The 24,598-nt window shown below is 61.7% G+C and carries 23 protein-coding genes; 10 read left to right on the forward strand and 13 right to left on the reverse strand.

Features of this window, described 5'->3' with window-relative positions; genetic code table 11:
- Positions 1 to 49: 49 nt before the first annotated feature.
- A complete protein-coding gene (locus tag ACW9JE_RS16565; protein ID WP_457433334.1) occupies positions 50 to 1,069 on the reverse strand; it encodes a Glu/Leu/Phe/Val dehydrogenase dimerization domain-containing protein in 1,020 nt (339 codons plus the stop codon).
- A gap of 184 nt (positions 1,070 to 1,253) precedes the next feature.
- On the opposite strand from ACW9JE_RS16565, the gene ACW9JE_RS16570 reads away from it, so the two are divergent.
- Positions 1,254 to 2,057 (forward strand): SirB1 family protein, encoded by an 804-nt coding sequence (locus ACW9JE_RS16570; RefSeq protein ID WP_457433335.1) that lies wholly within the window; start codon positions 1,254 to 1,256, stop codon positions 2,055 to 2,057.
- A gap of 144 nt (positions 2,058 to 2,201) precedes the next feature.
- Here ACW9JE_RS16570 and ACW9JE_RS16575 read toward each other — a convergent pair whose 3' ends face one another.
- The 4 genes from ACW9JE_RS16575 to hmgA form a co-directional block, all read right to left on the reverse strand.
- A complete protein-coding gene (locus tag ACW9JE_RS16575) occupies positions 2,202 to 3,581 on the reverse strand; it encodes an MFS transporter (protein WP_457433336.1) in 1,380 nt (459 codons plus the stop codon).
- 144 nt (positions 3,582 to 3,725) lie between these two features.
- Entirely contained in the window at positions 3,726 to 4,361 is a 636-nt protein-coding gene (gene maiA / locus ACW9JE_RS16580; protein ID WP_457433337.1) for a maleylacetoacetate isomerase, read from the reverse strand.
- A 12-nt stretch (positions 4,362 to 4,373) separates the two neighbouring features.
- Positions 4,374 to 5,678: a fumarylacetoacetase gene (gene fahA / locus ACW9JE_RS16585; RefSeq protein WP_175375985.1), complete on the reverse strand. Its 1,305-nt coding sequence runs from the start codon at positions 5,676 to 5,678 to the stop codon at positions 4,374 to 4,376.
- 3 nt (positions 5,679 to 5,681) lie between these two features.
- The gene (gene hmgA, locus ACW9JE_RS16590; RefSeq protein WP_224537451.1) at positions 5,682 to 6,986 is read right to left on the reverse strand and encodes a homogentisate 1,2-dioxygenase; all 1,305 of its coding nucleotides are present in this window, start codon (positions 6,984 to 6,986) and stop codon (positions 5,682 to 5,684) included.
- A gap of 180 nt (positions 6,987 to 7,166) precedes the next feature.
- On the opposite strand from hmgA, the gene ACW9JE_RS16595 reads away from it, so the two are divergent.
- Positions 7,167 to 7,973 carry an IclR family transcriptional regulator gene (locus ACW9JE_RS16595; protein WP_457433338.1) on the forward strand — a complete coding sequence of 269 codons (807 nt, stop codon included), beginning with the start codon at positions 7,167 to 7,169 and terminating at the stop codon, positions 7,971 to 7,973.
- Between the two features lie 141 nt (positions 7,974 to 8,114).
- On the opposite strand, the gene ACW9JE_RS16600 is transcribed toward ACW9JE_RS16595, so the two are convergent.
- The 7 genes from ACW9JE_RS16600 to ACW9JE_RS16630 form a co-directional block, all read right to left on the reverse strand.
- Complete coding sequence (locus tag ACW9JE_RS16600; protein ID WP_457433339.1) at positions 8,115 to 10,664, reverse strand: LuxR C-terminal-related transcriptional regulator; 2,550 nt, start codon at positions 10,662 to 10,664, stop codon at positions 8,115 to 8,117.
- Positions 10,665 to 10,804: 140 nt separating this feature from the next.
- The gene (locus ACW9JE_RS16605; RefSeq protein WP_457433340.1) at positions 10,805 to 12,172 is read right to left on the reverse strand and encodes a DUF1329 domain-containing protein; all 1,368 of its coding nucleotides are present in this window, start codon (positions 12,170 to 12,172) and stop codon (positions 10,805 to 10,807) included.
- A gap of 24 nt (positions 12,173 to 12,196) precedes the next feature.
- Positions 12,197 to 13,990, reverse strand: coding sequence for a DUF1302 domain-containing protein (locus ACW9JE_RS16610; protein WP_457433341.1), 1,794 nt, complete (start codon positions 13,988 to 13,990; stop codon positions 12,197 to 12,199).
- 623 nt (positions 13,991 to 14,613) lie between these two features.
- On the reverse strand, positions 14,614 to 15,525 hold the full coding sequence (locus tag ACW9JE_RS16615; protein ID WP_457433342.1) for an SDR family oxidoreductase: 912 nt from the start codon (positions 15,523 to 15,525) through the stop codon (positions 14,614 to 14,616).
- A gap of 186 nt (positions 15,526 to 15,711) precedes the next feature.
- Positions 15,712 to 16,614, reverse strand: a complete 903-nt coding sequence (locus ACW9JE_RS16620; RefSeq protein ID WP_457433343.1) for an alpha/beta fold hydrolase — start codon at positions 16,612 to 16,614, stop codon at positions 15,712 to 15,714.
- Positions 16,614 to 17,396, reverse strand: coding sequence for a class II aldolase/adducin family protein (locus ACW9JE_RS16625; protein ID WP_457433344.1), 783 nt, complete (start codon positions 17,394 to 17,396; stop codon positions 16,614 to 16,616). Before ACW9JE_RS16625 ends, ACW9JE_RS16620 begins: the two co-directional genes overlap by 1 nt.
- A 231-nt stretch (positions 17,397 to 17,627) precedes the next feature.
- Positions 17,628 to 18,083, reverse strand: coding sequence for a flavodoxin (locus tag ACW9JE_RS16630; RefSeq protein ID WP_457433345.1), 456 nt, complete (start codon positions 18,081 to 18,083; stop codon positions 17,628 to 17,630).
- 102 nt (positions 18,084 to 18,185) lie between these two features.
- Here ACW9JE_RS16630 and ACW9JE_RS16635 point away from each other — a divergent pair, with 102 nt between their 5' ends.
- Positions 18,186 to 18,662: a PAS domain-containing protein gene (locus tag ACW9JE_RS16635; protein ID WP_457433346.1), complete on the forward strand. Its 477-nt coding sequence runs from the start codon at positions 18,186 to 18,188 to the stop codon at positions 18,660 to 18,662.
- Between the two features lie 54 nt (positions 18,663 to 18,716).
- A complete protein-coding gene (locus ACW9JE_RS16640) occupies positions 18,717 to 19,322 on the forward strand; it encodes a hypothetical protein (RefSeq protein WP_224537469.1) in 606 nt (201 codons plus the stop codon).
- 6 nt (positions 19,323 to 19,328) lie between these two features.
- Here ACW9JE_RS16640 and ACW9JE_RS16645 read toward each other — a convergent pair whose 3' ends face one another.
- Positions 19,329 to 20,288 (reverse strand): MerR family transcriptional regulator, encoded by a 960-nt coding sequence (locus tag ACW9JE_RS16645; protein ID WP_457433347.1) that lies wholly within the window; start codon positions 20,286 to 20,288, stop codon positions 19,329 to 19,331.
- A 305-nt stretch (positions 20,289 to 20,593) separates the two neighbouring features.
- Between ACW9JE_RS16645 and folM the strand changes: the two genes are divergently transcribed.
- The 6 genes from folM (at position 20,594) to ACW9JE_RS16675 (ending at position 24,520) form a co-directional block, all read left to right on the forward strand.
- Positions 20,594 to 21,304, forward strand: a complete 711-nt coding sequence (gene folM, locus ACW9JE_RS16650; protein ID WP_457433348.1) for a dihydromonapterin reductase — start codon at positions 20,594 to 20,596, stop codon at positions 21,302 to 21,304.
- A 20-nt stretch (positions 21,305 to 21,324) separates the two neighbouring features.
- Positions 21,325 to 21,909 (forward strand): GTP cyclohydrolase I FolE, encoded by a 585-nt coding sequence (gene folE, locus ACW9JE_RS16655; RefSeq protein ID WP_457433349.1) that lies wholly within the window; start codon positions 21,325 to 21,327, stop codon positions 21,907 to 21,909.
- A 2-nt stretch (positions 21,910 to 21,911) separates the two neighbouring features.
- Positions 21,912 to 22,292 carry a dihydroneopterin triphosphate 2'-epimerase gene (gene folX, locus ACW9JE_RS16660; RefSeq protein ID WP_457433350.1) on the forward strand — a complete coding sequence of 127 codons (381 nt, stop codon included), beginning with the start codon at positions 21,912 to 21,914 and terminating at the stop codon, positions 22,290 to 22,292.
- A 106-nt stretch (positions 22,293 to 22,398) separates the two neighbouring features.
- A complete protein-coding gene (locus tag ACW9JE_RS16665) occupies positions 22,399 to 22,695 on the forward strand; it encodes a DUF1244 domain-containing protein (RefSeq protein ID WP_457433351.1) in 297 nt (98 codons plus the stop codon).
- On the forward strand, positions 22,688 to 23,026 hold the full coding sequence (locus ACW9JE_RS16670) for a HopJ type III effector protein (RefSeq protein ID WP_457433352.1): 339 nt from the start codon (positions 22,688 to 22,690) through the stop codon (positions 23,024 to 23,026). Before ACW9JE_RS16665 ends, ACW9JE_RS16670 begins: the two co-directional genes overlap by 8 nt.
- Before the next feature lie 243 nt (positions 23,027 to 23,269).
- Complete coding sequence (locus tag ACW9JE_RS16675; protein WP_457433353.1) at positions 23,270 to 24,520, forward strand: 2-aminoadipate transaminase; 1,251 nt, start codon at positions 23,270 to 23,272, stop codon at positions 24,518 to 24,520.
- Positions 24,521 to 24,598: the final 78 nt, after the last annotated feature.

The following is a 24,598-nucleotide window of genomic DNA, read 5'->3' on the forward strand; positions in this document are numbered from 1 at the left end:
TACACAATCCCAATGTAGGAGCTGCCGAAGGCTGCGAGCTTTTGCCCTTCTAGCGGTACAGAGCCTTTTCCGCCAACTCATCGGCCACTCGCGCCGGCGAGCGCTTTTCCGCCTGTGCGTGCGCGAATACTTCGGTCAGTCGCGAACTGATTTTCGACAGGTGCGCGGTGATAGTCCCCAACTCCTCGCCCCGATGCTTGAGCGACACGTAGATCAAGCCGCCGGCATTGATCACATAGTCCGGCGCATACAGGATGCCCCGCCGCTCCAGTTGATCGGCGACGTCCAGATGGGTCAGCTGATTGTTCGCCGAACCCGCCACCGCCGAGCAACGCAGTTGCGTCACGCTGTGGCTGTTGAGCACTCCGCCCAGGCCACAGGGCGCAAGGATGTCGCACGGTGTGCTGAGCAACGCATCGTTGGCAATCGGATGGGCGCCCAATTGCTCCATGGCTAATTGCACCTTGCCGTGATCGATGTCGCTGACCAGCAGTTCCGCACCCGCGGCATGCAGCTGTTCGGCCAGCGCATAACCGACGTTGCCCAGGCCTTGAATGGCTACGCGCAGGCCTTCGAGGTTATCGCTGCCCAATCGCGCCATGGCCGTGGCACGAATGCCGGTGAACACGCCCATCGCGGCATGGGGTGCGGGATCGCCCGCCGATGTAGTGCTGGTGACGTGCTGGGTCTGTTGGGCGATGCAATCCATGTCCGCCACCGAAGTGCCGCTGTCGATAGCAGTGATGTAGCGCCCGTCGAGCTGATTGATGCAGCGCCCGAAGGCTTCGAACAGTGCGGCGCGATTGGCGACATGGGCGGGCCGGATAATCACCGACACGCCGCCGCCCTGGGCCAGGCCGGCCAATGCAGCCTTGTAACTCATGCCTTTGGCCAGGCGCACCGCATCCTCGATCGCGGACTCGTCGCTTGGATAGGCAAGGTAGCGACACCCTCCCAGGGCAGGACCCAGGCGACTGTCATGAATGGCAATGACCGCCTTCAACCCGGTGACCGGGTCCACGCTCAGATGCAGCGATTCAAGGCGATTGCTTTGCATGAGAGCGAACATCGTAAAGGCTCCCGAATCCACTTCTTGTAGTCGCCAGTATAGGCTTGCGCGCAAAAATTGCCGGAGCGCACAGGAATAAGCGAAGCGGCCGTTAAGGTATTCGGAAATATCCCTCAAGCCGTCTAACCGGCACTGGACGGATGGCCCAGACGAGGCTAAAACGAGGCATTGCCCGGAGATTTTCATGACCCCGCGCCAATCGTTTTTCGCCTGCCTGCAACGCTCACCGCCCGCGCTGTTCGAGGCGGCGCTGTGGATTGCTGCCGAACATGACAGCGAAGTGAATCCGCACGTGCTGCTGGAAAACTTCAAGACGCTCAGGCAACGGATCAGCGGCAGCTTGCCGATGCTGCCGGTCGGCGAACTGGCGCAACCCTTGTTGCGCTGCATGAATGACCTGGGATTTGCTCAGGACGACTCCACGCCCCTGCGTGCGCAGGCGGCATTGCTCCATCGAGTGCTTGAACGTCGACGCGGGCAACCTTTGGCCCTGGGACTGATTGCGCTGGAACTGGCCAGAGGCCTGGAAATTCCGTTGGTGGGAGTCAACTTCCCCGGTCATTTTCTGTTGCGGGTGCCAGGGGCCGATCATCTGCTCGACCCGTGCGGCGGGCGTCGTCTGTACCCCAACGATTGCCGCGAACTGCTGCATCGCCAATACGGCCCCGAAATGAAGCTCAGCGCCGATCACCTGAGCACTGCGGAACCGCTGCAAATGCTCCAGCGCCTGTCGCGCAATCTGCGCCAGTTACACCTGGCCAACGACGATTACATCGGCGCCCTGATCGACGCCGAGCGGGTTCTGGAGCTGGGCAACGGCACCACCGCCGACTATCTGGCCCGGGCGAGCCTTTATCAGCGGCTGGAATGCCCCAACGCTGAGCGCTTCGACCTGGAGCATGCCCTGATGCTGACCGACGATCCGATTCAACGGATTCGTCTGACCGAGCGGCTGGGGCATTTGCCGCCCAATTCCATCGTCCATTGACCGTCCCATTCCCTTGTAGGAGCGAGCTTGCTCGCGATGGTCGCAAGAACACCGCGGGGCATCAGACAGCCAGCGTTACCGTTGAGCTCCATCGCGAGCAAGCTTGCTCCTACAGGAAGCGGGTGGTGCGGCGGAATGCCCGCGTTATCGTTGGCCACCATCGCGAGCAGGCTCGCTCCCACAGTGGTCGGGTGTGACGGCGGGGGTGGCTTCGGAAGGCGAACGCACCTGAATGATGAGCAACGCCGCAATCACCGCCGGTATCGCGCAGAAGAAGAAAATCTGCTGCACCGGCAAATGCATCGCCAGCAGCAGGCTGCCGAACAGCGGGCCGAGGATCGAGCCGAAACGCCCTACTCCCAATGCCCAACCGGTGCCCGTGGCGCGGACCTGCGCCGGGTAGAAATTGCTGACGAAGGCATTGAGGGTCAGCTGCCCGCCGATGATGCAGAAGCCGGCGGCGAACACGCAGGCCACCAGATAGCGCGGATTGTCGTGGTTCAAGCCCAGCAGAATGGTGCAGACCGCCGCGCCCGCCAGGATGCAAGACAGCAGACGGACTTTGCTTTTCAGGCGGTCGGCGATCCAGGCCATGCCGATCGCACCGATGGTGCCGGCGAACAGGAACATCGAGGTCACCAGGTTGGCTTCGCTGAGTTTCAGACCACTTTCCAGTAGCAGCGTCGGCAACCAGCTGATCATGAAGTACAGCAGGATCAGGCTGACGAAGAAGGTCGCCCAGATCAGCATGGTCGGCCGTGCATAACCGTTGCGGAACAACTCCACCACAGTCAGCTTGCTGCCCTGCTCTTTCTCGTTCTGTTCGACGGACGCCACAGGCGGCTGCCAGTCCGGCAGCATACGCGCGGTGACTTTGCTCAGGCGAGCATAAGGCGGCGCATCGCGCAGCAGACGCGGCAGGGATTCAGGCAGCAGCCAGAACAGGAATGGAAACAGCAGCAGTGGCGTCACGCCACCGGCGAGGAACACCGCTTCCCAGCCGTAGCTTTCGATGAACCCGGCGGCGACAAAACCACCCGCCGCGCCACCAAAGGAAAACCCGCACGCGGCCAGCGTCACCATCAGCGTGCGCAGGCGCGGTGGCGAGTATTCCGACATCAGCGCCATGGCGCTGGGCATCGCGCCACCCATGCCGATGTCGCAGATGAAACGGGCGGCCATCAGCGTGTCCAGAGAATTGGCAAACACCATCAGGACGGTCAGGCAGGCGTAGATCAGGACGCAGCAGAGCAAGACTCGGCGCACACCAAAGCGATCCGCCAAGGGCGTCACGGCCAGAGAGCCGAGCGTCAGACCCAGCAGGTTGGCGCTGAACACCGGGCCGAAGGCGGCTTTTTCCAGACCCCAATCCTGGGCCAGGGCCGGCACCACGTAGCCGAGCACCTGGGCGTCGTAGCCGTCGGTGACCAGCAGCAGGGCCAGGAGGAGCAGAATCAACCATTGATAACGGGACACGGGACGGGCATCGAGTGCCGCGCGGAAGCTGGCAATCTGGTTGTGCATGGCAGGGTTCCTGTTCTTGTTTTAGGCGCACTCTGTAGGAGCGAGCATGCTCGCGATGGACGACAGGACACCGCGGGGTGTCAGGCTGGCAGCGTTATCGTTGACGACCATCGCGAGCGTGCTCGCTCCTACAGGAAAGCGGTGTTACGGGGTATCGGGCTGGTTCGAGGGGTGCGCCTTGATGAAGGCCGGATGCACAGCCGCCAGCGCCGCCACACGGCGAATCCGCGGGTAAGCCTCCAGAGAGATGCTGAAGCGCTCGGCCGCGTACAACTGTGGAATCAAGTACACATCCGCTACGCCGGGCGTATCGCCAAAACAGAAACCGTCATCGCCAATCAATTGCTCGACGCTCGCCAGCCCCTGGCTGATCCAGTGACCGATCCACTCGGTCACCTGGGTTTCATCGTGGCCCAACTGACGCAGCCGGTTGAGCACGCTGACGTTGTGCAGCGGATGCACGTCGCAGCCGATCAGCGCCGCCACGCCGCGCTCATGGGCGCGGGCGGCGAGGTCCCGGGACAGCAGCGGCACCTGTGGATAACGTTCCTCCAGGTATTCGATGATCGCCGGGGACTGGATCAGCAGTTCGCCTTCATCGGTGCGCAAGGCCGGCACCCGGCCCTGTGGATTGATGCCCAGGTACGCGGGCTGGCGATGTTCGCCACCGGGCGGCGCGATCAGGTTGACCGGCAGCGCTTGGTAATCCAGGCCCTTCAATGCCAGCGCGATGCGCACCCGATAGGACGAAGTGGAACGGTAGTAGGTGTAGAGCTCCATGACCCCTTCCCCTTAGCGCGCCGGAAGCACTTTGCCACGGCACTCGCCGAAACCGATGGAGGCAAAACCTTCACGGCTGCAACGGCCGCGCAGGATGATTTCGTCGCCATCTTCCAGGAACTTGCGCACTTCGCCCGACGCCAGCTCGATTGGCTTCTTACCGCCTTCGGTGATTTCCAGCAGGCTGCCGAACTGACCGCTTTCCGGCCCCGACAAAGTGCCCGAACCGAACAGGTCACCGGCCTGCAACTGGCAGCCGTTTACGCTGTGGTGCGCGACCATTTGCGCCACGGTCCAGTACATGTGTTTCGAGTTACTCAGGGTCAGGCGATGAGGCGGCAGGTTTTTCTCGCGCATGGCTTCGGTCAGCAGCAGCACCTCCAACTCGATGTCGAAGGCGCCAGCGGCCTGATCGCGCTTGTCGAACAGGTACGGCAACGGCTGCGGATCACCTTCCGGACGCGCAGGCTGGGCGCGACGGAACGGCTCCAGCGCTTCGGCGGTCACGACCCAGGGCGAAATGCTGGTGATGAAGCTCTTGGACAGGAACGGCCCCAGCGGCTGGTATTCCCAGGCCTGTATGTCCCGCGCCGACCAGTCGTTGAGCAGGCAGAAACCGGCGATGTGATCGGCGGCGTCACCGATGGCGATGGCATCGCCCATCTCGTTGCCGCGACCGATCCAGATGCCCAGTTCCAGTTCGTAATCCAGACGCGCGCACGGGCCGAAGGTCGGCTCGCTCTGCCCGGCCGGCAGGGTCTGGCCTTTCGGACGACGCACGTCGGCGCCGGAGGTGCGAATGGTCGAGGCGCGGCCGTGATAGCCGATCGGCACGTACTTGTAGTTCGGCAGCAAAGGGTTGTCCGGGCGGAACAGTTTGCCGACGTTCTGCGCGTGTTCGATGCCGACGTAGAAGTCGGTGTAGTCATTGATCTTCGCCGGCAGGTGCATCTGACAATCCGCCGCCAGCGGCAGCAGTTTGGCGCCCTGGGCTTCGAGCTTGCCGTGCAGGGTGCTGCCTTCGCCGAGCAGTTCCAGCAGGCGTTCGCGCAGGGCGACACGCGCCTCGCGGCCCAGTTCGAAGAAAGCGTTGAGCTGGCCGCCACGGGTGGCTTCGACAGCGGTCTTCGCCGCACCCTCGAACAGGCCGAAATCCAGCGCGGCCTCCAAATCGAAAATACGCTCACCAATGGCCACGCCGCTGCGGGGCGCCGAACCTTTCACGCTGAACACTCCCAGCGGCAGGTTTTGCAGCGGGAAATCGGCATGGCCGTTGGCCGAGGCAACCCAGCTGCGAGTGATGGAAGTCTGCGTCATGGGTTATCTCCGGGTCGGGTCGAAAGTGGCTGGCAGCGTGGACCAGCAAGCGTCGTAGTTGGTTTGCAGATGCGGGCAATCGAGGGCGAAACGGCTCGGGCGCAGCACCTGGCTGGTCTCGAACATGAAGGCCATGGTGTTGTCGATCTTGGCCGGTTTCAGGTCCGCATTCATCGCCTTGGTGCAGGTCTCGCCGTCCGGACCGTGGGCACTCATGCAGCTGTGCAGCGAGGCACCGCCGGGGACGAAACCTTCAGCCTTGGCGTCGTACTCGCCCTGGATCAGGCCCATGAATTCGTTCATCAGGTTGCGGTGGAACCACGGCGGACGGAAGGTTTTCTCGGCGACCATCCAGCGTGGCGGGAAGATCACGAAATCGAGGTTGGCCAGGCCGTGCACGCTGGTCGGCGAGGTCAGCACGGTGAAGATCGACGGGTCCGGGTGATCGAAGCTGACCGTGCCGATGGTATTGAAAAGTCGCAGGTCGTATTTGTACGGCACATTGTTTCCGTGCCAGGCGACCACGTTCAGCGGTGAATGATCGAGCTGAGTGCCCCACAACTGGCCGAGGAATTTCTGCACCAGAATAGTTGGCTGCGCGAGATGTTCGTAATGGGCAACCGGGGTCAGAAAGTCCCGCGGGTTGGCCAGGCCGTTGCTGCCGATCGGCCCCAGGTCCGGCAGGCGCAGTGGCGCGCCGTGGTTCTCTGCGATGTAGCCGCGGGCTTGCGGGTCGAGCAGTTCGACACGGAATTTCAGGCCCCGTGGCAGCACGGCGATTTCCAGCGGCTCCACGTCCAGCACGCCCAGCTCGGTGGCGATTCGCAGGCGGCCCAGTTGCGGCACCAGCAGCATTTCGCCGTCGGCATTGAAGAACACCCGCTCCATGGATTGGTTGGCGCGGTACTGGTAGATGCTGATGCCGGCCGGCTTATCCGCACCGGAATTGGCGGCCATGCTCACCAGACCATCAACGAAATCCGTAGGTTCAGCAGGAAAATCGAAGGCGTTCCAGCGCAGGCGATTGGGCGTCACTTCACCCAACGGGCCGCCGGCCAGTTGCCGGTCGAGCTTGATGAAGGCCGGGTGATTGGCCGACGGCTGGATACGGTACATCCAGGTCCGCCGCGCTTCGCTGCGGGCCATGGTGAAGGCGGTGCCGGAAAACAGTTCGGTGTAGAGACCGTACGGGGCTTTTTGCGGGGAGTTCTGGCCGACCGGCAATGCGCCGGGCAACGCTTCGCTGCTGAATTCGTTGCCGAAGCCCGACTGATAAGCCAGCGCTGGCGTCGTGGAATCAAGGTTCATGAAGCCTCCTGAACAGGAAACAGGTCGTGACCTTTTCGCTCTGCAGCAGAGGCCGAGGCACGCCAAAATTGTTTTTATCGTAATCCAATTACGAATAACGTAATTTGAATGCTATCGAGCGTCAAGCTATAAAGACGCCCATTCACCCCGCCCCTCACCCTATTGAACGACGGCGCCACCATGGAAAAGCCCACCAGCGACAGCAACGGTAAACAGAAAGTCCGCTCCGCCGAGGTGGGTACCGACATCCTCAAGGCATTGGCCGAGTTGTCGCCCTCGACGTCACTATCACGCCTGGCCGAACACGTGCAGATGCCGGCCAGCAAGGTTCACCGCTATTTGCAGGCGCTGATCGCCAGCGGTTTTGCCGAGCAGAACACCGCGACCAACCACTACGGGCTGGGTCGTGAAGCCTTGCGCGTGGGACTGGCAGCACTCAACAGTATGGACGTGCTGAAAGTCGCTGCCCTGCCACTGGCCGAGTTGCGCGACGAGCTGAACGAAACCTGCTTTCTGGCGGTGTGGGGCAACCAGGGCGCGACCGTGGTTCACATCGAGCCTGCGGTGCGCGCGGTGACGGTGGTGACGCAATTGGGTTCAGTGCTGCCGTTGCTCAGTTCTTCCACCGGGCTGGTGTTCGGCGCCTACCTGCCCAAGCGGGAAACCGTGGACCTGCGCGAGCAGGAACTGCAGGCCCATAGCGCCCATCCACTGACGGACGATCAGGTCTATGCGGCCATGTGCGAGCAGATACGCGCACGCGGGTTGCATCATGTGCATGGCTTGCTGATGCCGGGGGTGGATGCGTTATCGGCGCCGGTGTTCAACGCGATGGGCAATGTGGTGGCGGTGTTGACGGTGGTGGGGCCGACTTCACTGTTTCATGCCGACGAAGATGGGCCGGCGGCGCAGCGTTTGCTGGCGGCGGCGCGGGCGGTGAGTTGGCGGATGGGACATGAGGTCGCGGAACCGACACGGTCCATGTAGCAGCTGGCGAAGCCTGCGTCCGGCTGCGCAGCAGTCGTAAAATCAGCCATTGTGGTCTTTCAGGTAGACCTCGCACTCAGGTTTTGCGACTGCTTCGCAGCCGGACGCAGGCTTCGCCAGCTGCTACAGGTCCAGCGGTGCTTAGCCTTGCGCAATCAGCCCCAACTTCTTGGCCGTAGCCACCGCCTGCGTCCTGCGCTCCACCCCCAACTTGCTATGAATCCGCCGCGCATGGGTTTTCACCGTGTGCAACGAGATGAACAACTGCTCGGCGATCTGCTGATTGGAATTGCCTTGGGCGATCAGGCTCAGCACCTCCAACTCCCGCCCACTCAATGGGTTGTCATCCAGATGCACCGCAGGCTCGTCGTCCATGCCCAGGCGAGCGAGCAAAGTCGGCTGACGCAGCCGCAGATCGGTCAAGGCCTGCTGCAGATGGCAGCGCCTCACCAATGCCATCCCTGCCTGCAAGGCCGAGGTCGCGAGGTCCGTCTCGCCCAGCAGATCGGCCACTTCGCAGATGGCCAGCTGCAACTCACTTTCCAGCGCCAGCATCCCCTGCCGTTGCGCGTGTTCCAGCAATGCCTTGAGCTGCTGCAACGGATGCTTCGCCGTTTGCAGGTGGGTTTCGGCAATGATCAGCAGGTATTCGATCCGCGCAATCAGCTCCACAGTGGCGGGCGGCGCCTGTCGGGCATGGGGCCCGCGAAAGTGGCGCAGCACGCGGGTCAGCGCCTCCTGTACCAGTTCCGGACGCCCCTGCTGCAACCAGAAGTGACTGCTGATTTGCAGCAGGACACTGCGATACACGGTGTCGGGAATCTTGCGCTGCTGCATCAAGCGTTCGGCTTCACGCAAGCGATCGAATGCGAGGGCGTAATCCTGTTGATTGGCCGACACCTGGGCCTGTCCGAGAAAACCGTACAGCGCCCGTTTGTCCTGGCTGTAGAGGCAATCCTGCAGGCCGCTGCGGAAGAACTCAGCGGCCTTTTCATCCTGCCCCTGCCACAGCGCCAGACGCCCGCGGCGCAAGGCAATGCGCCCCAGCAGCGGCGTCGGGCGATCGGCCTGGCGGCTCAACAATTGGTGAATATCGGCCAACAGGCTTTCGGCGCGATGGGGAGCGCCGCGATGTTCGAGCAACTGCGCATGGTCGAGCTCGAGCAAGCCTTCGAACAGTAACGATCCCTGGGCCCTCGCCAGGCACAACGCCTCGCGATTGAGCGCCTGGGCGGCATCCAGCTCGGCATTGAGCAGAGCCTGTTGCGTCAACCCGGACAGGCACAACAAGCGCGCCGGCCAAGCCTCTGTCGCCAGCGCGGCCAATGCCTCGACAAAGTGCTCGCGAGCCGCCGCCATGCGCCCCTGCAAATGCAGCAACCAGCCCTGTTGCGCCTGCCAGCGCGCGAGCAGTTGCCGCTGGGACGCCGCCGTCGGTTGCGGAGCGAAGCGCGCCATTTGCTCGATGCACACCGCTGCCTGATCGAAGCGTCCGGCAAACAACAGCGCCGCCGTGGTCAGGCCAACCAGTTGCGGCGAACCGAGGGTCAACTCCTGCCCCTGATGCTCATGCAGATCCAGTAACAGGCGCACGTTCTCGCGGCGGAACAAATGCTCGAAGTTGAAGTGCTGCAACAGGCTCACCGCCGCCTCGAACTCTTCAGCCAGCAGCGCCTGCTCGAAGGCGCCCTGCCAGTCTTCTTCGGCACAGAACCATTGGCAGGCGCGCCGATGCCAGGAGCGCCCCACGATTCCCGGCTCATCACGCATAGCCAGCGCCAGCGGCACGAACACCCGCAGCCAGTCGGCGGAATCTTCCCAGGGCTCGATAAAGCAGCCCATGTCCTGCAACGCCTGCAACCACTTCGCGCCTTCACCGACGCCGAACAGATGCTCGCAGAGGCCGGCATTGAAACGTGGCAAATGGGCCAGCACCTGCCACGCCTCGACCAGTTCCGGCGACAGGGTGCTGAACAATTCGTGTTGCAGATAATCGAGCAACGTCGCCGAGCGCCCCTGCCGTTCCTGCCCCGCCGCCCACGGACAGCCCTCGAGCAAAGCAATGCGCACACCGGCGCACCAACCGCCGCTGCGCTGGACCACGCGCCTGGACAGACTGGCCGCCTGGGACGGTTCGACATGACCGAGCAACTGCTCGACCTCAGCCTCGGTAAAGGCCAGCGCCGGGCCGTCGCATTCGTACAGCTCATCATCGAGCAACAACCGTGGCCAGTTGCAGGACGGACGCCGACGTGAAGCCAGCCACCAACTCAGCGCCGGGTTGCTGAGGGCCAGCAGGCGATCGAGAAGACGGTCCAGTTCAGGGTGGGAGACGCGACAGTAGTCATCGATGAACAGCCAGGTCGGCGTCTGCAATCGCGCGAGATGTTCCAGCAATGCAGACTCATCCGTCGGCGCCAGCCCGAGCACTTGCGCCAGTCTCTGGAGGAAGTCGCCGACACTCAACGACGCCCCCGCCAACGGCAGCCAATGCACCCGGCAATCAACTGGCGCGCGCAACAGGCATTCGGTGATCAGCGCACTCTTGCCGCTGCCGGCCGGTGCGCAGAGCAACTTCACCCGCGCGGTGGCGGCCAGCAAGGGCTCGACCAGTCGCTCGCGGGACAGGTGGTGGGAAGACAAGCGAGGCAGAAATCCAGGACGGTCCAGACACGTCGTCATGGCAGTCATAGTGGTGCGCCTTTTTATCGTTGTGGCGCCACCCTAGTCCCCTCCGGAGCGCTTGTTGAAGAAGTATTCAGCAGGCTGATTTACAGCCATAAAAAAGGTGACCACGGGGTCACCTTTTTGTGTAAAAGCCTGTAGGACTTTTACCTCACACCTGTACTCCGCAGGGCTGCCGGCGTGTAGTCCCCGGCTTTTGCCGCGATGTTGAATTCGAAGCTGCGTTTCTCTTCGTTCTTCATCCCCAGGGCGATGTAGCGACCGGCGATCAGGTCATACAGCGCTTCGACGGTGTAGGCCGGCACCTGATGATCGTAGTAGAACTGCGCATGCCCCTCGGCCACGCGCCAGAGCTGGCCGCGACCGTCGTAGTGATCGGCCAGCGCCACCTGCCAGGTGTCCTCGTCGATGTACATGTGGCGCTTGGCGTACACGTGCCGCTCGTTGGGCTTGACCGTGGCGACCACTTCCCAGACCCGGTGCAGCTCGTAGCGGGTCAGGTCCTGGTTGATGTGCCCGGCCTTGATCACATCGGTGTATTTGAGGTCAGGCGAATCGAGCTTGTAGCTGTTGTACGGGATGTACATTTCCTTCTTGCCGATCAGCTTCCAGTCATAACGATCCGGCGCGCCGGAAAACATGTCGAAGTTGTCGGTGGTGCGCAGGCCGTCGGACGAGGTACCGACGCCGTCGTAAGCGACTTGCGGCGCTCGCCGCACACGACGTTGACCGGCGTTGTAGATCCAGGCCTTGCGCGGTTCCTGGACCTGATCAAGGGTCTCGTGAACCAGCAGCACGTTGCCCGCAAGACGCGCCGGCGCGGTGACTTCCTGCTTGAAGTAGTTGAGCACGTTGTCATCGCTGCCCGCTTTCAGATCCCCCAGCAGCGACGGCACGGCCACTTCATCCTTGAAGCGGATCACGGTGAAATCGCCATTGGCCTGCGGCGTGGCCTGGGTAATGGTGCGACGCAGGTTGCCGCCGTGGTAACGGGTGATGTGGTTCCAGATCACCTCGACACCGTTCTTCGGAATCGGGAACGCGTAGTAGCGGTTGCCGGTGAAATTGGCCAGGCCGTTGCCGTCGTTGATCGGGGTCACGTTCAATGCGCTGCGCTTGGCCGATTCGTAGATTTCCGGTGGCAAGGCGGCGGTGCGGTGGGTCGGGTACACCGGAATCTTGTAGGTTTCCGGGTAGCGCTTGAACATCGCGATCTGCCCGTCCGAGAGCTTGTCCTTGTACTTGTCGACGGTGGCCGCAGTGATGATGAACAGCGGTTTTTCATTGGCGAACGGGTCGGCCAGAAAGCCCTTGCTGTCCACCGCGCCGGCGTTTTTCGGGATGCCGCCGGTCCACGCCGGAATCGAACCGTCGGCATTGCCGGCCTTCTCTGCGCCCAATGGCGTGAGGCTGGTGCCGAGCTTGTTCGCCTCTTCCGGCGACACCGCAGCCATGACGTTGACGGCCAGCAAACCGAGGGCCAGGACACCGCATTGCAGAATCATCTTGCGCATGGAAATCATCCTTCTAAAGACGGGTCAGAAGTTCACGCCAAAGCTCAACGCCACGAAGTCGCGGTCCTCGAGCGTGTTGTAGTCGCCACCGAAGAAGTCGGTGTAACTGAGGCTTGCGGTGTAGGTGTTGCGGTAGTCCGCATCGACACCCAGGCTCACGGCCTTGGCACCTTCGTTGAACAGACCGTTCGGGCCGTAACCCGTGACGTCGTGGGACCACGACAGGTTGGGCTTGAAGTTGATCCCGGCGATGACGTTGTTGTAATCGAGGATCGCCCGGGCGCGATAACCCCAGGAGGTCGAGGTCACGAAGCCGTCGGTATCGCCGCCGAAACCGTACTGGCCATACACCGAATCGCGGCCGTAACGCAGCTTGCTGCGAGACTCCAGGCCACCGACATGCACCACCGCTGCTTCGCCCACCAGAGTGAGGCGGTCAGCGCCGGCGACCTGATCGATGAAGTGCGTGAGGGTGCTCTGGATCTGCGTGATCTCTTTGCGGCGGTAGCCTTTGTTGTCGGCCCCCGGCGAAGTGGCGATAGGCGAAGCGGCGCCGCCAGCGATGGGGTTGAGCATGGCCAGGGTCAGGTCATTGGTGTTGACCTGCACGGGTGCGTTGGGGCGATAGCTAATCTCGCCGGTCCACGCCGTGCCGGTGGACAAGGTGGTGGAGAAACTCGCCCCGTACAGGCGAATGTCTTCCGGGTATTCGAGGTAGTACTGGCCGCGACCGAGCATCACGCTCTGGGCCAGCCCCGCGCCGCTGCCAGGAGCGATGCGGTTGGCGGTGGCGATAATCCCCGGAAGGCTGGCCAGGGTGGACAGGCCGGCGGTAGTGGTGCCGACGTTGGGCGTGCGGCTGTGGTAGTTCATGAAGTACAGGCCGTACTCGGTGTCATCACCCAGCCAGCGCAATGCCGTACCCCACTGCCCCGAGTCCCGGGCATCGCGGTCGCCACCGCGGGGAACCACCACGCCTTCGCGGGTGACTTCGAAGCCCTGGCCGAAGGCCGCGGCAATCGGCTGTAAAGGTGCGATGGCCGGGCTGGCGACGGTGTAGTTGTTGTCGCAACCGTCGGCCACAACATCGTTGCCGAAGAAGGTGCCGCAGTTGTCGACGACGGTCTGGTCCCATTCCAGTTGATAGAAGCCTTCGACCGTCAACTTGTCGGTCAGGCCTTGGGAAGCGAACAGCATGTTGACGGGAATCAGGCCTTCCTTGATCTCGGCGCCTGGACGGCGGAAGGCGGAAACGTCGATCGGGTTGATGCTGTTGATCGAGTTGCCGATGAAGGTACTTTCACCCCAGCTGACCACCTGCTTGCCCGCGCGCACCGTGCCCGGCAGATCGGCGATGGAGTAGTTGTGATAGACGAAGGCATCGAGGATCTGTCCGCCCGAGGACTTGGCGCCTTCCTTGCGGTTGTGGTCGCTGATCGGCTTGAACGGCCGGTCTTCGTCCTTGAGCTCGAAGTCGTACCAGTATTTGCCACGGACAAACACGCCGGTGTCGCCGTATTTCAATTCAAGATCGTGAATGCCCTTGAAGATCTTCGAGAAGGTTTCGCCCTTGCCGAAGTTCTGGCGCCCGTCGTCACCGGTCGAGGCCTGCCCGCTGCCGCCGTTGGGGATACCCACCAGCGATTGATCCGCATCGCGCATGCCCCAGCTCGCGCCCACCGACAGCGACGAGTCGAACGTGCCCTCGATTTCCCCGATGTTGAAAGAAACAGCCTGCGCCTGGGCACAGCAACCCAAGGCCACCGCAACGGCCAGCGCCTGCGGTTTGAAGATGGCGCGCATTGTTGTTTTTGTCATGCGTCTTCCCCGGTGAGTGACAGAAGGCCTCACCCTACTGCCGCCCGCCGGGTGCGATAAGCGCACCAAGGAGGTATTCGCGATGTACCTCCAAAGGATTACCGGGCCTGTGGCGCGGGGTTTTGCGCAGGGCATGAATGAGTTCGATGGCAAGCCATCACCCGAACGCATGAACCCCACAAATCCCTGTAGCAGCTGCCGCAGGCTGCGTTCGGCTGCGAAGCAGGCGCCGATCAGTCGAGCGGGCTCATCAGGTAAATCGTGCATGCAGGATCTACGACTGCTACGCAGCCGAACGCAGCCTTCGGCAGCTGCTACAGTGAATGCGCGAGGACAGGCTACTGTTGTCCGCCCTGTAATAGTGCATGTCAGGAATCGCTGTTTTTCCACCGGCAGCAAAGCCTTACCCTGACTGCGTTTTCACAAGACGTGAAAGCCCCGACAGCGACAGGCAATCCGCCCTCGCCGCCGGCAACAGATTTCAGGTGATTTGAAGTTTTCGGCTCACCGCCCCGTGTACACCGACGTTGATTTGTAGCTCCTGGATCCAACGTCTTGCTTGGCCGCTGCCTTTGCAGCGGCCTTTTTTATGGGCGGGATTTTTTGGCGAACGCCAGGTAGGGTTACAGCGCGTACTTCTGCAGATTCCCCATCATTTCCTTCAGCGCTTCGATGTTGTCCTTCGGATGCGCCGCACCCTCGAAATCGCAGATCTGCTGGAAATGCTCGGCCACGTCTTCGGGCGAGAAACCGGCCCGTGGGTCGAAGCCGACGCCGAGGCTGCGTTCCCAGCGGACCTTGCCCATCCAGCCGCCGCCGACTTCGAACAGGCCCGAGGTGTCCTGGCAGTTTTCGCTGGCCAGGTACACCACCAGCGGGCTGACCAGTTCCGGTTTGAGTTGCTCGAACACTTGCGGCGGGATCAGGCCTTCGGTCATGCGGGTGCCGCCGGTGGGGGCGATGGCGTTGACCAGGATGTTGTTCTTGCGCCCTTCCAGGGCCAGGGTGCGGGTCAGGCCGTAGAGGCCGAGCTTGGCCATGCCGTAGTTGGACTGGCCGAAGTTGCCGTAGATGCCCGAAGTGGAGGCGGTGAAGATCACCCGCCCGTAGTTTTGTTCGCGCATGTGCGGCCAGGCAGCGCGGGTAACCTTGTAGGCGCCTTCGACGTGGACGCGGTAAACCAGGTCCCAGTCGGCGTCTTCCATCTTGTGGAAGGTCTTGTCACGCAGGATGCCGGCGTTGTTGACCACCACGTCGACGCGGCCGAAGGTATCCATGGCGTGTTGAACCAGTTTGTCGCCGTCGGTGACCGAATCGTGGTTGGCCACCGCGGTGCCGCCGGCGTCACGGATTTCCGCCACCACACGGTCGGCCGCCGAGGCGTTGGCGCCTTCGCCCTGGGTCGAACCGCCCAAATCGTTGACCAGAACCTTGGCGCCCTGTTTGGCGAACAGCAGTGCGTGCGCCCGCCCCAGGCCGCCACCTGCACCGGTGATGATCACGACTTTATCTTCGAAGCGTACAGATTGACTCATGGGGGGACTCCAGCAGGCCTTGGGACGATGGGTCCGAGTGTCAGGCACGGCGCTGCGGGTCACAATGAACACGAGGGAGGCTGAATAGTGCGCGATAAGGCTGGGGGATGATGAATTCTGATGGCGTTTACAAGATCACAGCCTTCGGCAGCCTCCACATAAGCGCTACCGAATGCTGCAATCTTTTCAGGAACACGCAACCTTGAGCGGCGGCAATGCCAGCCGGTCGCGAAACTCCAGGTAGTGCTTGAGCACCTGGCACGGCGCTTCGATCTGCGGGTAATGGCCGATGTCGTTCAGCAATACCGTATCCGGTTCGGCAATCAGCTCCCGATAGCGCGCGACCATGTGCGCGCCGGAGATCGGGTCGACCTCGCCATCGATCACTCGCAGCGGCACCTCGCCGCGCTGCATCGCGCTGACCCAACGATCGCGCTGCACGCGTCGCTCGGGAATGTAGGCGATCAGTTTGTGCATGACCCGCGGCCCGCGGTTGGTCTCGATCAGGCTCCAGAAGTCATCGATCACGCTTTCGCTGGGACCGGTTTTCGGCCCAAAGATATGCCGGAAACTCTTCACCAGACCATCGCGACTGAACGCGCGGCCGATCATCCAGCCCAATGGGCTGAGCAGCAGTTTCTGCATCAGCACAGGGCGATGGGTTTCCGGGAACAGGCCGCCATTGAGGAACACGCAACTGGCGATATTGATACGCGATTCGTAATGCCGCGCCAGCAGTTCCTGGGCCACGCTGTCGCCATAATCATGGGCCAGCAGGTGCACAGGCTCCGCGACATTCATGTGTGCCAGCAGCGCCTGTTGCAGGTCGGCTTGTTCGAGAAGGCTGTATTCGTGGTTCACGGGTTTGGCCGAATCGCCAAAGCCGAGCATGTCGCAGGCAATCACGCGATAGCGCTGGGTCAGCGGTTGCCACAGGTAATGCCAGTCCCAACTGGCGCTGGGGAAGCCATGGATGAGCAGCAGCGGCTCACCCTGCCCCGCCGTCCAGTAACGGATGGTCTGGCCACGGAAGATGAAGGTCCGGCTACGCTTTCGCCAGGCTGACAGGGGAATTTCGGCGAGTGCCATTAGAGTTTGTACCCCGGGTCCAGTTTATCGAGTTTGCGCAGCAGCGCCGGCCAGGCCAACGCCCCGCCCATGCCTTGGGCACTTTTGGTAACGCCGGCGATCATCGCCTTGGCTCCCGCCAGGATCTGCGGTTCGATGGCAATCAGCTCCGCGCCACCGGTCTGCGCCATGACCTGAATGTCACAGGCGCGCTGGAAGGTGAACATCATCAGGAAGGTGTCGGCGATGCTGCTGCCGCAGGTCAGCAGGCCGTGGTTATGCAGCATCAGGAAATTGTTTTCGCCGAGGTCGGCTTGCAGCCGCGCCTTTTCCTCGTGATTGAGCGCCACGCCTTCGTAAGCGTGATACGCCAGACTCGACAACACGAACAGCGACTGCTGGCTGATCGGCAACACGCCCTGTTTCTGCGCCGACACCGCAACACCGGAGGCGGTGTGGGTGTGCAGCACGCAAACCACGTCGTGCCGGACTTCATGCACCGCGCTGTGGATGGTGTACCCGGCCGGATTGATCTCGTAGGGACTGTCCATCAGCTTGTTGCCCGCCTGATCGACCTTGACCAGGCTCGACGCGGTAATTTCGTGGAACATCATCCCGAACGGATTGATCAGGAAGTCCTCGGTGCCGGGTACCTTGGCGGAGATGTGGGTGAAAATCAGATCATCCCAGCCATGCTGGGCCACCAGACGGTAACAGGCGGCGAGGTCCACACGGGCTTGCCATTCGGCGGGGCTGACCAGGTCTTTGACGCTCTGAGGCGATTGAACGGGGGCTACGTTCACGGCAGGGGAACCTCTATTTTTATTATGGAGTGTTTCCAATGACTACCGAGTCTAGTCAGCCCTCCCCGTTCACGGAGTTGCATTGGCAGCCAGCTTGATGGCCGAACGAGTCAGCGGCCAAAACAGTTTGGATCCATGTCAAAGGGCTGTCGCCAGAGAAGTTACGGGGCGCGCTTGGAGCCGCCCCGTCAGAAGCATGACGAACGCCGTTGCAGGGTTCGTATGGATCGGTCAGCCCTTGAGTGCGCCGACCAGTTCCGCAAGCCAAGGCTCGGCGTCCGCTTCCGGGTTGACGCTTTCGCTGGCGTCCAGGCGCAACATCGGCAGCACTTCACGAATGCCTAACTCACCGAACAACTCGCGCATCAGCTCGCCGCCGCCGCAGAAGGTATCGCCGTAACTGGCATCGCCCAGGGCGATCACCGCGCCCGGCAAGCCACGCCATTCCGCCGGCAACTGGTCGCGAATGGCGAAATACAGCGGCTGCACGTTATCCGGCAATTCACCCATACCGGTGGTGGAAGTCACGGCCAGAAAAGCCTCGGGGCCGAATGCCTGAAGATCGGCGAGGCTGGCACGAGGGCTGTAAGAGGTTTCGAAACCGGCGGTTTTCAAAATGCTGGCGGCGTGACGGGCGACTTCTTCGGCCGTGCCGTATACCGAGCCGGAAATGATGGCGACTTTCATCAATCTGATCCTGGAGCTGACTCAAAGACCCGGATATTAACAGCAGGGTCCCGATTGTTCTTTTAGAATGCCTCGAATCACCCACAAGGAAGGTTTTCACCGATGATCAACGCCAAGCTGCTGCAACTGGCCATCAACGCCTCCAACGATGGAATCGTGATTGCCGAAAAGGAAGGCGACCAGGACAAGATTCTGATTTACGTCAATCCGGCATTCGAGCGCATGACCGGTTACACCAGCGAAGAAATCCTTTACCAGGATTGCCGCTTCCTGCAATCGGGCGATCGCGACCAGGACGCCTTGCCAAAAATTCGCGACGCGTTGAACAGCGGCGGCTCGTGCCGGGAAATCCTGCGCAACTACAAGAAGGACGGCACGCCGTTCTGGAATGAACTGTCCCTTTCGACAGTGAAAAACCCGAACGATGGCCAGGTTTACTTCATCGGCGTGCAGAAAGATGTGACGGTGCAGGTCAAGGCACAGCAGCGGGTGGCGCAGCTTGAAGCGCAGTTGGCGCAGGTTCAGGCCGAACTTGCCGCACTCAAGGCGACGAACGGCGCAAACATTTCACAGAATTAGTTGTCACTAACTACAATCACCAATGACTTTGTAATTATATATTTCGAGCTAGCCATGCACCGCGACGCGCTCCTGACCCAGGATGAACTGGATTTTATCCAGACCATGCAGCACAACCCGGCACTCAACGTACGGGATGCGACGTCGAGCCTGCTCGTCAATGGCGGTTCGCAGATCCGTGACTTGCTCACGCGCCTTGCTGCCCATGAGCAAGTCACCATTCAAGCCAACTTCGAAAACCAGCAAATGACCTTCCCCCTGCACCTGGTGGAAGACGAGTTTCATGCGCTGCATCTGCGTCTTGGCGTGCCCAGCATCTACGAAGACGGGCCGCTGGTCCGGCCATGGCGTCTGGTGCTCGACGAACCGGTCGCCCTGGAAAACTCCAAGGGGCAGCCGGGTTCGATGTGGGTGCACGAAGTGTCGTTCAAGGGTGTTCTGCTGGAAATGCGCAACAAGACCAAGGCGCCGAAACATTTCGCGTTGTGGTTCAGCCCTTCGGGCTACGAGCGGATCGCCTTGCGCGGCACCCTCGAGAAGGAAACCGAACAGGGTTTCTATGCCTATCAGCTTAGCCAGCACGACACGGATGAAACCGAGCGTCTGCGCCAGTACATCCTGCAACAGCACCGGTTGACCCATCCGGCGCTGCACCTCTAACCGGCCTCAAGTATCCAGGTTGCCCGCCAGGAACTGTTTCAGTCTCTGACGCATCACCGCGCCCTCATTCCCCAGGCAACCGATCGATGATCCCGCCAGGCTCTGCTGAGCCAGATCCGACGCATCGCCCGCCAGCAACACCGGACAATCCACACTCATCGCCAGCCGATTCAGCCGCCGAGGCAATTCGGGGCTGGGCACATGATTGGAAAACAGCACCAGCGCCTGAGGCTTGATCCGTTCGCAGACCAGGATCAATTCGTCGAGCGGCTGGCCGATGGTCAATACGCGCACGCCGGTTTGCCCACAACTCAGGAACAGGGCTGCAATCAGCAACTCAAGCTCGCGGCACTGGCCTGCCAGAGCACTGACGACGACACGCCGCGGTTTGGTGTCCCGAACCAGTAGCAATCGCTGCAAAACTCTGGAGCGCAGAAAACTGTCGAGAAACAGCCACTCGCTGGTTCGACCGAACGAGTCCTGGCGCTGCAGCAGTTGTTTCCAGAGCGGGATCAGGATGTCCTGGAACACGACCGATTGGGTGTAACTGGAAAAGATCTGCGAGTAGACCTGGTCCAGTTGCACATCGTCGAACGCACTGACCGCCGCCTGGATCTGCGACTGCCATTGCGCGTAATCGGCCTGGACCAGTTTTTCGGGAATGATGTGCGACAGCGCCTGAAGCGGCGACGCCTTGGCGAGAATTCGGCCGATCTTGCTGACGGCCACGCCGCGCTCGATCCAGTCGAGGATGCTGCGCACGCGCTCGATATCGGCCATGGAGTACAGGCGATGCCCGCTTTCGGTACGCGTGGGGACGATCAGACCATAGCGCCGCTCCCAGGCGCGCAGGGTGACCGGGTTCACGCCTGTCAGGCGCGACACCTCGCGAATCGGGAAGAGTTCTTCCCGCTCGAACGAAAGGAGATTCGATTCACCTGGGGCAATGTCAGTCAGGACAGGCATTTGGCGATCTACATCCGTGTGTGATTTGGAGACTATTGTAACGCCCACTTCTCACCCACTTTCAAGACCTGGTTTGTTCTGATGGCAATTGAGTGTCGCAGACACCGCGCATGAAGGTCGCAACGGACACCCCCTGCAGGAGCGAGCTTGCTCGCGATGGACGTCAACGATGACGCGGGAAACCGGATGCCCCGCAGTGTCCTTGCGTTCATCGCGAGCAAGCTCGCTCCTACAGAATCAGAGGCCGTAGGTGAACGCGACGAAGCGCTGGTATAGTTTTGCTCTTACCGCGACGCGAGCCGTTCATGACTTCTTCCGCAGCTCCCATCCTCATCACCGGTGCCGGCCAGCGCGTTGGCCTGCACTGTGCGCAGCGTTTGCTCGAAGACGGCCATCGCGTGATCTTCAGCTACCGCAGTGAGCGCCCCGGCGTGCAGACGCTGCGTGATCTGGGGGCGACGGCGGTGTTCGCCGACTTCTCCAACGAAGCGGGGATCCTCGATTTCATCCGCGAACTGAACACCCATACCGACAGCCTGCGGGCCATCGTGCACAACGCGTCCGAATGGCTGGCAGAGACACCGGACACCAACGCGCAGGCATTCACCCGCATGTTCAACGTACACATGCTGGCGCCCTACCTGATCAACCTGCATTGCGCCGACCTGCTCGAACGCTCGACCCCGGCGGACATCGTGCACATCAGCGATGACGTGACACGCAAGGGCAGCAGCAAGCATATTGGTTACTGTGCCAGCAAAGCCGGGCTCGAAAGCCTGACCCTGTCCTTTGCCGCCAAGTACGCGCCGGGCATCAAGGTCAACGGCATTGCCCCGGCGCTGCTACTGTTCAACCCTGATGACGACGCGGCCTACCGCGCCAAGGCGCTGGCCAAATCCGCGCTGGGCATCGAGCCCGGCAGCGAGGTGATCTACCAGAGCCTGCGCTATTTGCTCGATAACCCCTATGTCACCGGCACGACCCTGACCGTCAATGGCGGAAGGCACATCAAATAAGTGTCCCGCGAGGATTTACCATGACGTTATCCCTGCCCCAGAAGCCCCAGAACGATTTGGCCGAAAGCTACCGCGAAATCCTCATCGGCCTGGGTGAAAACCCCGACCGCGAAGGCCTGCTCGACACCCCGATGCGCGCGGCCAAGGCAATGCAGTACCTCTGCCACGGCTACGATCAAAGCGTCGAAGAAATCGTCAACGGCGCGCTGTTCGCCTCCGACAACGACGAGATGGTGATCGTCGACAACATCGAGCTGTATTCGCTCTGCGAACACCACATGCTGCCCTTCATCGGCAAGGCCCACGTGGCTTATATTCCAACGGGCAAGGTGCTGGGCCTGTCGAAGATCGCGCGACTGGTGGACATGTTCGCCCGACGCCTGCAGATCCAGGAAAACCTCACCCGGCAAATCGCCGACGCGGTGCAGCAGGTGACGGGCGCGGCCGGTGTCGCGGTGGTCATCGAAGCCAGGCACATGTGCATGATGATGCGCGGCGTCGAGAAACAGAATTCGACCATGAACACCTCGGTGATGCTCGGCGCCTTCCGCGAGTCGAGCAACACCCGCCAGGAGTTCCTGCAATTGATTGGACGGAGCAAGTAGTAATGCCACAACTTCAACCAGGCATGGCGCGCATCCGGGTCAAGGACCTGTGCCTGCGCACCTACATCGGCATCAACGAAGATGAAATCCTCAACAAGCAGGATGTGTTGATCAACCTGACCATCCTCTACGCGGCCCAGGAAGCGGTGCGAGACAACGATATCGATCACGCGCTGAACTACCGGACCATCACCAAGGCGATCATCGCCCACGTCGAAGGCAATCGCTTTGCCCTGCTCGAACGCCTGACCCAGGAAATCCTCGATCTGGTCATGGCCAACGAATCGGTGCTGTACGCCGAAGTCGAAGTGGACAAGCCCCACGCCTTGCGCTTTGCCGAATCGGTGTCGATTACGCTTGCAGCGAGTCGGGCTCCTGCGTAGCAGCGGTAAGCTACAAGCTTCGAGCCGCAAGCTGTAGACTTGGGCCCACCGCAAACCATCTTGCAGCTTGAAGCTTGCCGCTCGAAGCTGTCTCGAAGAGATCCCCATGACCGATCAAGAACGCCTCGAACTCGAAGCCGCCGCCTTTCGCCGGCTGGTGGCCCATCTGGACAGCCGCAAGGATGTGCAGAACATCGACCTGATGAACCTCTCCGGTTTCTGCCGCAACTGCCTGTCCAAGTGGTACAAGGCGGCCGCCGATGACCGCCAGATCGAGGTCAGCCTCGATGATGCCCGCGAAGTGGTTTACGGCATGCCGTACGCCGAGTGGAAAGCCCAATACCAGCAAGAAGCCAGCGCCGAACAACAGGCGGCGTTCGCCAAAGGAAAACCCAATGAGTGATTTGACCACCCTGCGCGCCAGCCTCAAAAGCGGCGAACACGTTTTCGCCGACACCTTGGCGTTCATTGCCGCCGGCTACGATTACCAGCCTCAGGCGTTCAACAACGGCGGCGTGGAGAACGCAGCCGGGCAGAACGAAGGTTCGTGCAAGACCCTGGGCCTGGCGCTGCTGGAAGGCCTGAGCGATGAAGAAGCCTTGCTGGCGTTCGGCGAGCATTACCGTTCGGTAGTGGCGACGCCTGAAGGCAGCGACCACGGCAACATCCGCGCGCTGATCGCCCATGGGTTGGCCGGGGTGAAGTTCGTACAGCAGCCGTTGGCCCGTCGCTAACACCCCCCTCCCCCCCTGTAGGAGCGAGCACGCTCGCGATGAACGCCTGAACACCGCGGGGTGTCAGGCTGCCAGCGTTATCGTTGACGACCATCGCGAGCATGCTCGCTCCTACAGGGGTTCTGTGGGGTAATCACACATCCCGACTTTTAAGATTGACCCGTCCACTTTATTTCGTTTGCCCGCCACCGCTGCTCACGGCTTAGATAAAAAGAAGTCCTCCTTCTTCCGAGCCGGTCCTTCATGCACAGCGAAACCATCAGCCAGTCGATCAACATCGTTCACCCCGTCACCCTCAGCCACGGCAGGAACGCCGAGGTGTGGGACACCGACGGCAAGCGCTACATCGACTTCGTCGGTGGCATCGGCGTGCTGAACCTTGGCCATTGCCACCCACGAATTGTCGGTGCCATTCGCGAGCAGGCCACGCGCCTGACCCATTACGCCTTCAACGCCGCACCCCATACGCCGTACCTCGAGTTCATGGATCGCCTGGCGGCGTTCATTCCGGTCGAGTACCCGGTCAGCGGCATGCTCACCAACAGCGGCGCCGAGGCCGCGGAGAACGCGCTGAAGATCGTCCGGGGTGCCACCGGCCGTACGGCAGTCATCGCGTTCGACGGCGGGTTCCACGGGCGCACCCTGGCCACCCTCAACCTCAACGGCAAGGTCGCTCCCTACAAGCAGAAAATCGGCGTGCTGCCGGGCCCGGTGTATCACCTGCCCTTCCCCAGCCAGGACAACGACGTGACCTGCGCCGAGGCGCTGAAGGCCATGGAGCGCCTGTTCAGCGTCGAACTCGACGTCGAGGACGTGGCGTGCTTTATCGTCGAACCGGTGCAGGGCGAGGCGGGTTTCCTGGCGATGGATATCGAATTCGCCCAAGCGTTGCGCAAGTTCTGCGACGAGAAGGGCATCCTGCTGATCGCTGATGAAATCCAGTCCGGCTTCGGTCGCACCGGCCAACGCTTCGCCTTCTCGCGCCTGGGCATCGAACCGGACCTGATCCTGCTCGGCAAAAGCATCGGCGGTGGCTTGCCGCTGGGAGCGGTGGTCGGGCGCAAGTCGCTGCTCGACAAGCTGCCCAAGGGCGGGCTGGGCGGCACCTACTCCGGCAACCCCATCGCCTGCGCCGCCGCGCTGGCGACCCTGGATGAAATGACCGATGCCCATCTGCAGGCGTGGGGCGCGCAGCAGGAAGAGGCGATTGTCAGTCGCTACCAATCATGGCGAGAGCGCAAGCTGTCACCGTTCCTCGGGCGCATGACGGGCGTGGGTGCGATGCGCGGGATTGAGTTGGCCAATGCCGACGGCACACCGGCGCCAGCGCAGTTGACGCAGTTGCTGGCGTTGGCGCGGGAGGCGGGGTTGTTGCTGATGCCGAGCGGGAAGTCGCGGCATATTGTTCGGTTGCTGGCGCCGTTGACGACAGAGGCGGCGGTGCTGGAGGAAGGGCTGGACATTTTTGAAGCGTGCCTGCAGAAACTGACCTGATAACACCATCCCCTGTGGGAGCGGGCTTGCTCGCGAAGGCGTCGTGCCATGCAATATTTATGTCGACTGTCACACCGC

The sequence above is a fragment of the Pseudomonas sp. SDO55104_S430 genome, assembly GCF_054070595.1.